The following is a 13,012-nucleotide window of genomic DNA, read 5'->3' on the forward strand; positions in this document are numbered from 1 at the left end:
TATCATATCAAAAAAAACCTCTCCTGTACCCAAAAAAACAACTTTTGTACTCGAAAAACATCAGATTATCACGAAAAAAACCGTTCAAGCGGACGCCGAAGCCCCCGCCGAACGGTCTACTCTCCATTTAATCTTTGCGGATAAGTGTCGGTTACAGATGAATGCCTGCCTGTTCCACAAGAGCATGCTGCAACACCTGATCCATATGAGCTACGGGCACAAATTCCACATCTTCCTTGATGCTATCCGGAATGTCGCGCAGATCTCTTTCGTTATCCTTAGGTAGCAATATTTTTTTGTAACCCGCACGGTGGGCTGCAAGTGACTTTTCTTTCAAGCCGCCAATCGGCAACACCCGTCCGCGTAATGTAATTTCACCTGTCATAGCAATGTCTTTCGACACATGTTTATTCGTCAGAGCTGAGATCAAGGCTGTTGCCATCGTAATACCGGCTGATGGGCCGTCTTTAGGGATGGCACCTTCCGGTACGTGGATGTGAATGTCGTTCTTCTCATGGAAATCAGACGCAATGCCTAGTTGTGCTGCTTTCGAACGTGTATAACTGAAAGCTGCCTGAGCAGATTCTTTCATAACGTCTCCCAACTTACCCGTAAGCGTCAGCTTGCCTGTTCCCGGCACCACGGTTACTTCGATCACAAGCGTGTCTCCGCCCACCTCAGTCCATGCAAGCCCGGTCACCGTACCAATCTGATCTTCCAGCTCAGCCATGCCATAGCGGAATTTGCCCGGACCGAGATAGTCCTTAACATCATCCGGCAAGATCACGATCTGACCCTCTACACCGGATACGATATTTTTAGCCGCCTTCCGGCAAAGTGATGCCATTTGCTGTTCCAGATTTCTCACACCCGATTCACGCGTATACTCACGAATGACTTTTAGCAAGCTATCCTCTGGCACTGCCAGTTGGTCTTCTTCGAGACCGTGATCCTTCTTCTGTTTGGGAAGCAAATAGTTTTTGGATATTTGCAACTTCTCCAGCTCGGTGTAACCCGGAATATTCAGCATTTCCATACGATCCAATAATGGACGCGGAATGTTGTGCACCGTGTTCGCAGTAGTTATGAACATAACGTTAGATAAGTCAAAAGGCAACTCCACAAAGTGATCACTAAACGTATTGTTCTGCTCCGGATCCAACACCTCCAGCAATGCAGACGAAGGGTCTCCACGGAAGTCTGAAGCCATTTTGTCGATCTCATCCAGCAAAAATACAGGGTTAAGTGATCCTGCTGTTTTCATCCCCTGAATAATACGTCCAGGCATCGCACCTACGTAGGTACGGCGGTGTCCACGAATCTCTGCTTCATCCCGCACGCCACCGAGGGAGATACGCACAAATTCCCGACCGAGTGATCTTGCGATTGAACGGGCCAGAGAAGTTTTACCTACCCCTGGAGGGCCAACTAGGCAAAGGATCGGACCTTTGAGTTTTTTGACAAGTTTCTGCACGGCCAGATACTCCAATACACGTTCCTTGGGTTTCTCCAGACCGTAATGGTCGGCGTTTAGCACATCTTCGGCCTTCTGGATATCCAGATCATCATCCGTCACCTGGCTCCAAGGTAACGCAAGTAGCCAATCCACATAGTTGCGGATGACACCACCCTCGGCAGAACTTGCAGGCATTTTCTCCAGTCGATCAATTTCCTTCTCGACCTTCTCCTTCACCTTGTCCGGCAGGCCCAGACTTTCCATCTGATTACGAAGTTCTTCCACTTCGCCCGCACGGCCCTCTTTTTCACCGAGTTCCTTCTGAATCGCCTTCATCTGCTCACGCAAATAGTATTCTTTCTGGGTTTTCTCCATCTGTTTCTTCACACGTTGGCTGATCTTGCGTTCAAGCTCCAGCACTTCACGCTCATTATTCAGGATGTCCAGCAGTTTCTCCAGACGTTCCCGAACGTCGATGGTCTCCAGAATTTCCTGTTTGTCCTTGATTTTCAGAGACAAATGGCTTGTAATAACGTCCGCAAGACGCCCCGGTTCTTCAATGTCTGATACGGCAGCGAGTGTCTCGGGGGTTACTTTTTTGGACAGATTGATATAATTCTCGAACTGGTTCAGAACGGTACGCATGAGGGCATCTGTCTCGGGATGAGCGTTCTCTTCCTCAGGCAGTTCTAGCGCCAGCACCTCGTAGTATTCTTCGTTGTCCGTATATTCAATAATTTCAGCCCGTTCCAAGCCTTCCACAAGTACTCGGATCGTTCCGTTGGGTAGCTTTAACATCTGTCTTACCTTAGCTACGGTTCCAATGCGGAAAATATCCTCTCGTGTAGGTTCCTCAATATTTACCTCGGCTTGGGAACATAGGAGAATCAAATGTTCTTCTACCATCGCTTTTTCTAAAGCCTTGACCGATTTCTCCCGGCCCACATCGAGATGCAGCACCATACTCGGGTAGACGAGAAGTCCTCTTAAAGGCAGTAAAGGAAAACGACGACCTTTCGATTTGCTCGGTCCCATCGCTTTCGCACCTCCAATGGCTCTCAGGTTGTAGTCATTCATTATTCTATCAAATGTTCACATAAAAAACCAATGAAGGGAAGCGCTTAGCAGCTTCCCGAATCTGTAACTCGCCCTGGACGAGGTGACTCTGCCCTTAAAAAGGAGGCGGATGCCGGAGGAAAGATCTCCGGTTTAGGTAATGCCGTCTCTTCTGCAACTACCTGCTGTTCCACTTGTTGCGCTCCCGGTTCCCAACCAAAGACTTCACGGAATACATCCTGAACCGTATCTACTGGGATCACCCGCAAGCCATCCAGATTGTCAAAAATGGACTGCCAATTCTCCGCCGGTATAATGACCGTCTTCGCCCCAGCCTGGAAAGCCGCCTCCACCTTCGCCAGTACACCGCCAATCGGTTTAACGCGGCCATGGATACTAATCTCGCCTGTCATAGCAATCTCGTGGTCTACAGGGCGTCCTTGAATGGCTGAAGCGATTGCTGTAGCCATGGCAATTCCGGCCGATGGACCATCAATCGGCGTACCTCCCGGGAAATTCACATGTAAATCATAATCACTCGTGCGGATGCCCATCGCTTTCAAGACGGTTAACACATTTTCAACCGAACCTTTAGCCATACTTTTCCGCCGAAGTGTACGGGAACCGCCTCCAATCTCTTCCTCATCCACGACGCCTGTGATATTGATGCGGCCCTGGTCTTTCGGTGCAGGAACCGCTGACACCTCAATCTCCAAGATGGTACCCATATTCGGTCCGTAAACAGCGAGCCCATTGACAAACCCGACCTGCGGCTGTGAAGGCACCTTACGATCCGGCCTTGGCTGGATCTGACTGCTCCCGGCAACCCACTCGACATCAGAAGCCTGAAGTGTCTCACGCTTTTCAGTGAGTGCAAGTCCAGCGGCTAGCTGAATGATATTGACCGCTTCACGCCCATTGGTCGCATATCGCTTGACCACATCTACGGCATCCGGACAAGGACTGAACCCGATTTTCTGTACAGCATCTTCCGCAATCCTTCCAATCTCCTCTGGTAACAATGGACGGAAATAGACCTCCATACACCGTGATCGTAAGGCAGGAGGGAGCTCATGCGGGGAACGTGTCGTCGCTCCAACCAGACGAAAATCAGCAGGCAACCCATTCTGAAAAATATCATGGATATAAGCAGGAGTATGCGTGTCTTCGGAGTTATAGTACGCACTTTCCAAAAAGACCTTACGGTCTTCCAGCACTTTGAGCAGTTTATTCATCTGAATGGAATGTAATTCTCCAATTTCATCAATAAAAAGCATACCACCATGTGCCTTGGTCACAGCACCCGGCTTCGGTTGAGGGATTCCCGCCACGCCCATAGCTCCTGCTCCCTGATAGATCGGATCATGAACGGAACCAATGAGTGGGTCCGCAATACCTCGCTCATCAAAACGAGCCGTTGTGGCATCCAGCTCCGTAAATTTAGCATCGGCTTTGAAGGGAGAAGTCGGGTTTTTTTTCGCTTCTTCCAGCACTACCCTTGCGGCTGCCGTTTTCCCTACTCCCGGCGGGCCATATATAATCACATGTTGCGGATTGGCACTACATAAAGCGGCCTTGAGTGCACGTAGTCCGTCTTTTTGCCCAACAATATCGTTAATGGTGGCTGGACGTGTCTTCTCCGCCAGTGGCTTCGTCAGTGATATCGAACGTAGCTTGCGCAGCTTCTCCAGTTCTTTTCGCGATTCACGCTCAACAGCAGTTCGATTCGTTTTCTGGCCTCGTAGCAAGTTCCAGAAGTATAATCCGATCACCACGCCAAAAAATAACTGTATCAACATGAATACCATGCCAAACTCACCCATATCTCAACATCCTCCTGTTCTGTCCTTCTTCTCATCTGTAATCATGCTAATACTTGGTAGTATAGCCTTTTCGACGAGACGTAAACGGAACAAGACGAATTTGTGCTTGATAATTTGTTCATGAGCAAGCAAAAAGCCCGCCACGTATGGCAGGCTTTCACATTACAACTATTTAAACGTATCACTATCGCTTGGATGATAGGAGCCATTTCTTTTTGGGAACACTTGTACAAAAAAATTAGTGCGAACGCCCAGGGATAACCCCTGTTTCTTCATAAGCTTCAACAATTTTGTCGATTTCTTTTTTCAATTCCTCTACCATGATCTCTTCCGGCACTTTACGGATCATTTGTCCATGACGGAATAAAAGACCTTCTCCACGGGCACCGGCAATGCCAATATCCGCTTCTTTGGCTTCTCCTGGGCCGTTTACCGCACAGCCCAGTACAGATACTTTGATCGGCACTTTAAGCTTGGAGATATACTCTTCCACTTCGTTGGCGATGGAGAAGAGATCAATATCCAAACGCCCGCAAGTTGGGCAAGAGATCAGTGTAGCCGCATTGGAGATGAGTCCAAAAGTTTTGAGCAGATCGCGCGCAACTTTAATCTCTTCTACTGGATCGGCACTAAGCGAAATACGCATCGTTGAACCAATTCCCATAGAGAGCAGTGCGCCCATACCCGCGGAACTTTTGATCGTGCCTGAAAACAGAGTTCCTGCCTCGGTAATGCCGAGGTGCAACGGATAAGGAATAATCTGAGCTGCCTTTGTATAAGCTTCAATAGCCATCGGTACATCCGACGCTTTAAGTGAAACGATGATATCGTGGAAATCCAGTTCTTCCAAAATACCAATGTGGAACAGCGCACTTTCGACCATAGCATCCGCAGTAGGATAGCCATACTTTTCAAGCAGATGATTCTCTAGTGAACCCGCGTTTACCCCGATTCGAATCGGAATCCCCTTTTCCTTACACGCCTTGACGACCTCTTCGACTTTAGCACGTTTACCGATGTTACCTGGATTGATCCGAACTTTATCAATGCCATTCTCGATAGCAAGCAAGGCAAGCTTGTAGTTAAAATGAATGTCTGCCACGAGCGGGATGTGAATCCGCTTCTTGATTTCCTTAATCGCTGCCGCAGCTTCCTCATTATTCACCGTTACACGTACCACTTGGCATCCAGCTTCTTCCAATCGCAAAATCTCTGCAACTGTCGCTTCAACGTCTGCTGTTTTGGTCGTACACATACTTTGAATAATAACTTCGTTACTGCCACCAATGGTCAAGTTCCCTACTTTTACGGGACGGGTGTCCTGTCTTAAATACATGAGTGATTTCTCTCCCCACAACGTCAAAGCTCCACTCTGACAAAAGACCATATATACGCCTTCTGCCCAAGTGGAGAACTGACAAGTCTATATTTCAAAGCTCAGCTGAAAGAATGCCAATTAAGCACTCTCTTCCTGCTTATCGTCCTTTGATTGGCCAAGTTCAGGCACAACTTTTTTCTCAACAACTTCTTCAGTAATGACACAGCTGGTCACGTCTTCACGTGAAGGTACTTCATACATGATTTCCAGCATGATGCCTTCAATGATTGCACGCAAACCACGTGCACCCGTGTTACGCTTGATTGCTTCTTTGGCAATCGCCAGCAATGCACCCGGTTCAAACACCAGATTCACATTGTCCAGCTCAAGCAGTTTTTGGTACTGCTTCGTCAGCGCATTTTTCGGTTCGGACAGAATCCGTACCAATGTATCCTCATCCAGCGGCTCCAAAGTAGAGATTACTGGCAGACGACCTACGAATTCCGGAATCAAACCGAATTTCAGCAAATCTTCTGGCAATACCATACCGAGGTATTCACCCGGTTTCAGATCTTTTTGCTCCGTAGCGGCGTTAAAGCCGATGACTTTTTTACCGATCCGGCGTTTGATCATTTGCTCCAGACCATCAAAGGCACCACCGCAGATGAACAAGATGTTGGTTGTATCAATCTGAATGAACTCTTGATGTGGATGCTTGCGACCACCTTGTGGCGGAACCGAAGCAACTGTACCTTCAAGAATTTTCAGCAAAGCTTGCTGAACACCTTCACCGGACACGTCACGAGTAATGGACGGGTTCTCCGATTTACGTGCTACTTTATCAATCTCATCAATATAGATAATGCCGCGTTCTGCTTTTTCTACATCATAGTCAGCCGCTTGGATCAGCTTAAGCAGAATGTTCTCGACATCCTCACCCACGTATCCCGCTTCTGTCAATGAAGTTGCATCCGCAATAGCAAAAGGAACGTTCAGAATTTTCGCCATCGTTTGTGCAAGCAACGTTTTACCGGAACCCGTAGGTCCTAACAGCAAAATGTTACTCTTCGACAGCTCTACATCTTCAATCTTGCTTTGAGTATTAATCCGTTTGTAGTGGTTGTACACAGCTACGGACAAAGATTTTTTTGCTTGTTCCTGACCGATAACATATTGATCAAGAATATCACGGATTTCTTTTGGTTTCGGAATATCTTTCAGGTCCACTTCTTCATCGTGACCGAGTTCTTCCTCTACGATTTCGGTGCAAAGTTCAATACATTCATCACAGATGTATACGCCTGGTCCAGCGACCAGCTTGCGAACTTGCTCCTGAGATTTACCGCAAAAAGAGCATTTCAGCTGCCCTTTCTCATCGTTAAATTTAAACATGAAACCACCCCTTTAGGAATTGATCGGTCTGCTGAGCACCTGGTCAATAATGCCGTACGTTTTTGCTTCTTCCGCACTCATGAAAAAGTCACGGTCTGTATCCCGCTCAATTTTATCAAGGGGCTGACCTGTACGATCAACATATATTTGATTCAGTTTCTGACGAGTTTTAATGATCCATTCTGCGTGAATTTTAATGTCCGCAGCCTGTCCTTGAACGCCGCCAAGCGGCTGGTGAATCATGACTTCACTGTTCGTAAGCGCATATCTTTTGCCTGGAGCGCCTGCGGTCAGCAATAAAGAGCCCATGCTTGCTGCCATGCCTACGCAAATGGTCGATACATCCGGCTTGATAAATTGCATCGTATCGTATATACCCATCCCTGCCGTAACAGAACCACCAGGTGAATTAATATACAAGCTGATATCCTTCTCAGGATCGTCGGCTGCCAAAAACAAAAGCTGAGCTATGACAAGATTGGCTACATCGTCATCAATCGCACTGGTCAGAAAAATAATGCGATCCTTCAGCAAACGTGAATATATATCGTAAGAACGCTCGCCTCGATTGGTTTGTTCAACAACCATTGGCACCAGACTCATGAGACCAACCTCTTTTCTACATGTAATTAGACATAGGCTGACTGTAAAGCAAACCCAAAATCATTTTAACATGTTCCTGTGACAATGTCATTTTTCAGAAAACACGTTATCTTAGGGATATTTACGATTTAGCCTGATCATATTTAACCATGTTTTCTATGTATGTGCAAATTACATCCATCCTATGCCGTCTTGATGTTTTTTTATTTCCGTCCAAGAACAAAGGTTTGAAATCAACGGAAAATGGGCACCTTGCAATAAAATGAATGAGAATCCATATCAACACTCATTTTTCTATAAAATGGATGTCGCAATTTAAAAATAAGGCACGCAATGACTCACGTGCCTTATCGTTTATATAGCTGTCAAAATCACACAGCTTGTCTTATTTTTCGTCAGCTTCTGCAGCAGCTTCTTCGGCTGGAGCTTCAACTGGCTCAACAACTTTGCTGTTCTCAACGAGAACTTCGATTGTTTTGCGCAATTTAACTTCATCACGAAGGCTGTCCAGGGAACCGTTACCTTCGAGGATGCCACGGATCTCTTCAGCAGGACGCTTGTAAGATTCAGCCATTTTCTCGAGTTCTTGGTTCACTTCTTCATCAGAAACTTCGATATTTTCCGCTTTTCCTACTGCTTCAAGCACCAGGTTGTTGCGAACACGTTTCGAAGCATCGTCTTGCATTTGTGCTCTCAAGTCAGCTTGAGTCTGACCAGAGAAGCTCATGAACATTTCAAGGTTCATGCCTTGGCTGCGAAGACGGTTGTCGAAATCGCGCATCATGTTCTGTACTTCGCTGTCAACCATTGCAGCAGGGATGTCCACTTCAGCGTTTTCAGCTACTTTTTCTACAACTGCATTTTCCTGTGCAGCTTTGAACTCATCTGCTTTACGGGAATCCAGTTGTGTTTTGAGGTCAGCTTTGTACTCTTCCAGAGTATCAAATTCACTAACATCTTTAGCAAACTCATCATCCAGTTCTGGAAGTTGTTTGCGTTTGATTTCATGAACTTTCACTTTGAATACTGCTTGTTTGCCAGCCAGCTCTGTTGCATGGTAGCTCTCTGGGAAAGTCACTTCAACGTCTTTGAAGTCACCAGTGGACAGACCCACTACTTGCTCTTCAAATCCTGGAATGAATGTGTTGGAACCCAGTTCCAAGGAATAACGCTCAGCTTGTCCACCTTCGAAAGGTACACCATCAACAGAACCGTCGAAGTCGATTACAGCAACATCGCCGTTCGCTGCAGCACCTTCGTCAACTACAACCAGTTCAGCATGACGCTGTTGCAAACGCTCCAGCTCTTCTGCAACTTCTGCATCCGTTACTTCACCTTTAGCTACAGCAACTTCGATACCTTTGTAGTCACCCAGGGTAACTTCTGGTTTCACAGTTACTTTCGCTTTAAATTTGAAGGATTGTCCTTTACCGAATTGCTCGATGTCCACATCAGGACGATCTACCGGGAAGATATCCGTTTGATCAATCGCTTCTGTGTAAGCTTCTGGAAGCAAGATGTCGATTGCTTCTTGATAAAGGCTTTCCACTCCGAAACGAGCTTCGAAGATTGGACGTGGCACTTTACCTTTACGGAATCCAGGCACGTTTGCTTGTTTTACTACTTTATTAAAAGCTTTGTCGAGTGCTTCTGTTACACGCTCTGCACCGATTTCAACCTCAAGAACCCCAAGGTTCTTCTCTATCTTTTCCCAAGTTGCTTTCATTGTATACTTTCCCCTCCAAAATTCACATGTTCACGTAGGCGATCACGTACAAAATAACCATTTTAGTATAAACAAGTTTACATTCTTTTTCAAGGGGAATCCCTTGATACGGTTTAAGGTAAACGTTTCCGTCTCTTAATGACCGTCCAAACCGGCGGAAACAAACTGTTTCATAGAGCGATATGCCTGCTCTAGTCGAAACCTCATTGCACCTGTCACAGCGTACATCGAGCGCGTATTTTCCTCATCATGCGAGCCACCCAGGCTGTCTGCAACCGTCATATGTAGCGCGGCCGCCCAAATGTCCGCCATATCATCATTTTGCTCGAGCATGGACTGGTAATCCCGGGTTCCATAAACCGCCATAACATATTGTATCCACAGTTCCTGGGCAAAATAAAAGAGCGTAGGTTCATGAACCTCCGTCTGGTCTGCTACTCGTTCCAGAATCTGCACAATCTGAAGTGGGAATTCTTCCGGTTTGAGTGGAACGTTAGCGATATCAACCTCTACTTCTTCGTCACCTCTAGTGAAATGAATGATGTCTTGTACCCCTCGACGACGCAGGGTTTGCATGACTCTGAACTGTAATAGTGGATGAAGCACCTTCGTTTGCAGCCACCTAATCAGTTCTTCATCCACTTTCGGAACGTCCAAAAATGCCAGTTGTTCGAGAGCCAGCATCGTCTGTTCAGATAGCGGGCCTTCCATAACTGTCCCGAGCAACTTATCTGCGTAACCATCGTCCTGAGCAAGTTTCGACTTGGCGTGTTGCCTTGCCATCTCTTCTTCGCTGATGTCTTCTTCCTCTTCTTCTCGAATGGTCTGCATTTCTGATTCTTCATATTGAGGGAAAGCAGCCTGCAACCACTCCAGCAACGCTCTCCACTCGTCATAGTGACGTTCTTCCTGTCCTTGGCATTGCAACAAAAAGCGGAGCAAGTCCATTGCTTCACCGTAACGTTCATTTTCAAGCATAACTGTCAGCTGTATCTGGTAATAGTCCAGCGTTTTTGGAAACAGCACAATTTTGTTGTTTTGCTCGGTTTCCGGGGTTGTGGATTCCTTGATAGGAGCACCTCCTCTTTTCCTGAATCTCCAGCCCATATCGACCGTGAATAGATATATATCAAGGAAATACGGATCTATTTTCTGAGTTCTTCTGATATTCTAACATAACCTTAATTAGAAAGAAAAAAACGTTGCGGCCGCCAAATATCATATATGAAAACAAGCTTAAAATAAAACGTTTGATATATTTTTTTACTTATGATATAATCATTTTTGCTTGAAAAATTTCCATGTCTCAGTAGCTCAGCAGGATAGAGCAACGGCCTTCTAAGCCGTCGGTCGGGGGTTCGAATCCCTCCTGGGACGTCAGAAAAAAAGCTTCCTTCGGGAAGCTTTTTTTGCGTTCTGGGGGTGATAAGCCCGGGCGGTTCGTCAGAGCTTCAACATCGCTAGGCATGCTTGCAATGTATTGGCTTCGCATTCTCTGGCCTCATGACTTTGATTACAGGGAGCAAGCCAACCCTGAAAGCTGATAAGCCGTTTCACAATAAATGGGCACCTCGCCCTCGTGCTAAAAAATTCTAACGATCACCACGAAGCTTATTCGCCCCATTTTCACCGTTTTAATTTTCTAACGATCACCAGAAAGCTTATTCCCTCAATTTCGTTCTTATTCGGTGCTGTTTCCCGTTAAATTGTCTAAATAGCGTTCCTGAGGATCGTTAGATTTCAAAAAGGCTCTTTTTCCTTTAAATAAGGTTTCTCGTGATCGTTAGAATGAAGACTAGGGAGAGCGTATATGAATCTGAGTTCGCAAAAGGTATTTTTGTAAGGAAAATTGAATCTTGGCCATACCATTATTTTTCTATTTTTCAAGTGAATCACGGGATTCTCGAATTGGCTCAATTATAGATACAGTACATCCTCTCCCACATTTCCCCAATACAACTCCCTTTATTTACCTTTCGATGCTTCATTAGAATCGTATCGCATTTTCTTGCTCAACCCTTACGACTTCATTCCAACGCCACCATAATTACTCTAGTCCTGTTAGGGGGCAATTCGCGCAAAGCACTTCACAACAAAGCAATTTACAAAATACTAAAAGTTATCTGCTCCCCACTTAATCCAACCAGTAACATTAATTTAAAGCTATCAGGACAAGAAGGTATCTGTTAAGTTTTGCTTTCCATTGCTCCATATGACACAGAATGTTATGCTTGCTTAATGAATTGTGCCAATTCATACATATCAACTTCCTATAGAAGCTGTACTTCGTCGGTTTAGTAACTGGCTTTAAATATTTATATAGAAACAGGAGATTAATGATGTCCTCACCTACACAACAACAGCATTCCGTCCCTGCCGGGGGAGAACAACAGTCTCAACAACCCCCTCAAAAATTCGGGTTGTTACTCGCTGGAATTATTGTTATTGCCGCTACGATGCGGTCCCCCATCACAGCCACCGGTCCTGTCGTGGAATTAATCCGTTCAGACACCGGTATCGGACATACGATGGCTGGATTACTAACGTCACTGCCTTTGATCGCTTTTGCAGCTGTCTCACCTTTTGCTCCGCGTCTTGCCAAACGTTTTGGGCTGGAGACTGCACTCCTGCTTGCTGTCATTATTGTTACCAGCGGAATCACCTTGCGGCTACTCCCTTCTGTTTTGTCTCTTTATGCGGGAACAGCGCTTCTAGGATGCGGTATCGCCCTTAGCAATGTACTTCTGCCAAGTCTGATCAAACGTGATTTCCCGTTACGGGTCGGCATTGTCACGGGACTGTATTCCGTTTCGATGAATATGTTCGCCTCAATCTCTTCAGGTATTAGTGTACCCGTGGCAGAAGCCTCCTCGCTTGGTTGGCGGGCTTCATTAGGGGTATGGGCCATTCTATCCCTAATGGCTGTCTTTCTATGGCTTCCGCAGGCACAGAGAGGGCGCAAACAGATGCTCTATATCACTTCCCAGAGCGAGAAGGCACCCACACGTCTACGCACTTCTTCTCTTGCTTGGTTCGTGACGTTGTTCATGGGCATTCAGTCGTTAATCTTCTATACAACGATAACTTGGCTTCCCGAGATCCTCGCGGATCAAGGTTTTAGTGCTGCCTCAGCTGGCTGGATGTTGTCTTTGATGCAAATGGTTAGTGTACCTGCTACCTTCATCGTGCCGATTCTGGCTGGAAAAACACGAGATCAACGGCTACTCACCACCTTAACGTGTTTATGTCTCATCGTCGGATATGCGTTACTATTCAGCACTGCACCTGTTCTCGTCACCATCGGGGTTGCGCTAGCCGGGATTGGTGCCGGGGCCTCCTTTGGTCTGGTCACGATGTTCTTTGTCCTTCGCACACGTCATGCTCGAGAGGCAGCAAGTCTTTCGGGAATGGCTCAATCCATTGGATACATGCTTGCTGCAGGAGGCCCTTTACTGTTTGGCTTAATGCATGACTGGACCCATGGATGGTCTCTCCCTCTGCTCGTACAGGTTCTTCTTGCGATCGGACTGCTTATGACAGGACTCCAAGCGAGTAAAGACCGAACTGTTTCTTAGTTTTATAAAAAAAGTTCACCAGGAAATCGGATAGCTATCCTTCCCTGGAAACAACAACAAAAA

The 13,012-nt window shown here is 46.3% G+C and carries 8 protein-coding genes and 1 tRNA gene; 2 read left to right on the forward strand and 7 right to left on the reverse strand.

Annotated elements, in window-relative coordinates; genetic code table 11:
• Positions 1-151: 151 nt before the first annotated feature.
• From lon to MKY23_RS22290, 7 genes are all read right to left on the reverse strand, one after another.
• Positions 152-2,491 (reverse strand): endopeptidase La, encoded by a 2,340-nt coding sequence (gene lon / locus MKY23_RS22260; protein WP_154985514.1) that lies wholly within the window; start codon positions 2,489-2,491, stop codon positions 152-154.
• Positions 2,492-2,577: 86 nt separating this feature from the next.
• Positions 2,578-4,335 carry an ATP-dependent protease LonB gene (gene lonB, locus MKY23_RS22265; RefSeq protein WP_090919138.1) on the reverse strand — a complete coding sequence of 586 codons (1,758 nt, stop codon included), beginning with the start codon at positions 4,333-4,335 and terminating at the stop codon, positions 2,578-2,580.
• Between the two features lie 238 nt (positions 4,336-4,573).
• Positions 4,574-5,671, reverse strand: a complete 1,098-nt coding sequence (gene ispG / locus MKY23_RS22270; RefSeq protein ID WP_090919140.1) for a flavodoxin-dependent (E)-4-hydroxy-3-methylbut-2-enyl-diphosphate synthase — start codon at positions 5,669-5,671, stop codon at positions 4,574-4,576.
• A gap of 120 nt (positions 5,672-5,791) precedes the next feature.
• Entirely contained in the window at positions 5,792-7,045 is a 1,254-nt protein-coding gene (clpX, locus tag MKY23_RS22275; protein ID WP_090919142.1) for an ATP-dependent protease ATP-binding subunit ClpX, read from the reverse strand.
• 12 nt (positions 7,046-7,057) lie between these two features.
• On the reverse strand, positions 7,058-7,648 hold the full coding sequence (gene clpP, locus MKY23_RS22280) for an ATP-dependent Clp endopeptidase proteolytic subunit ClpP (protein ID WP_090919143.1): 591 nt from the start codon (positions 7,646-7,648) through the stop codon (positions 7,058-7,060).
• A gap of 385 nt (positions 7,649-8,033) precedes the next feature.
• On the reverse strand, positions 8,034-9,374 hold the full coding sequence (tig, locus tag MKY23_RS22285; RefSeq protein WP_090919145.1) for a trigger factor: 1,341 nt from the start codon (positions 9,372-9,374) through the stop codon (positions 8,034-8,036).
• 135 nt (positions 9,375-9,509) lie between these two features.
• Entirely contained in the window at positions 9,510-10,352 is an 843-nt protein-coding gene (locus MKY23_RS22290; RefSeq protein ID WP_244159300.1) for a hypothetical protein, read from the reverse strand.
• Between the two features lie 325 nt (positions 10,353-10,677).
• Here MKY23_RS22290 and MKY23_RS22295 point away from each other — a divergent pair.
• Positions 10,678-10,751: transfer RNA gene (locus MKY23_RS22295), tRNA-Arg, on the forward strand.
• A 962-nt stretch (positions 10,752-11,713) separates the two neighbouring features.
• Positions 11,714-12,949, forward strand: a complete 1,236-nt coding sequence (locus MKY23_RS22300) for an MFS transporter (RefSeq protein WP_154985513.1) — start codon at positions 11,714-11,716, stop codon at positions 12,947-12,949.
• The last annotated feature ends 63 nt before the right edge of the window (positions 12,950-13,012 follow it).

It is taken from the genome of Paenibacillus sp. FSL R7-0272, assembly GCF_037969905.1.
Lineage (GTDB): Bacteria > Bacillota > Bacilli > Paenibacillales > Paenibacillaceae > Paenibacillus > Paenibacillus polysaccharolyticus.